Here is a 728-nt window from a genome sequence, read left to right as displayed (position 1 = left end):
TGGTGAATACGAAGGTGGCAAAACACCTGAAATCGAAGTCGACCACATCCAGATTCTTTAATATCGACTGACTCTAAATAAAATGGCCTGCATATTGCAGGCTTTTTTGTATATACTGCCCGAAATACAAAAATTTGGAGTCACCATGCAGGGTTACGCAAAAAAATCGCTACTTATCGGATTAACCGCGCTGTGTTCATTCGCTGCGTCGGCAAACAATTTCAACTACAACACTTTTGAGATCCGTATGGGTGCAAGCCCAAGCACTTTTGGTGGTGAATTCACAACCCTATTTACCCAAAACGCCCACCTGGTTGGTCGTATCGATACAGGCTTCGAGAGCGATTGGGATGCTGCAGCAGGTGTCGGTTTTAATGGCCCTATTGGTCAGTTTGCTGATATCTATGGCCAGATGCTTTTGCACAACATTGAACGCAATGACGAAAACAGCATCAAAACCGAAGTAAACGTCGGTCTAAAAGCATGGTTAATGGCAAACATTGAAGTGAATGCTCGACTTGGTCAGCTAATCGACAACGATGGTACTAACTCTATCGTGGGCTTTGGTGCGCGCTTCCACTCTACTGAGCAATTGTCTGTAGGTGTTGATATGCGTAACAATGGTACTTACGGCCACCAAATTCTTATGTCGGCACGATTTGGTTTTTAAACCTCGCTGAGTCTTCAATAAACTCGTTAAGTTGATTGAAGTTATACGGCTAGCTACT

Annotated in this window: 1 protein-coding gene; it reads left to right on the top strand. The window is 43.8% G+C overall.

The genetic code is table 11. The features are described 5' to 3' along the window. The first annotated feature begins 145 nt into the window (after nucleotides 1-145). Nucleotides 146-670, top strand: coding sequence for a hypothetical protein (locus tag KIV40_RS35215; RefSeq protein ID WP_285354122.1), 525 nt, complete (start codon nucleotides 146-148; stop codon nucleotides 668-670). Nucleotides 671-728 lie beyond the last annotated feature (58 nt).

This window comes from Vibrio sp. D173a (assembly GCF_030248475.1).
The sequence above is the reverse complement of the archived record's forward strand: the minus strand, read 5'-3'. Positions and strand labels throughout refer to the sequence as shown.

Coding starts and splice junctions, on each gene's coding strand:
- KIV40_RS35215 (WP_285354122.1), top strand. CDS start 146: ATGCAGGGTTACGCAAAAAAATCGCTACTTATCGGATTAACCGCGCTG.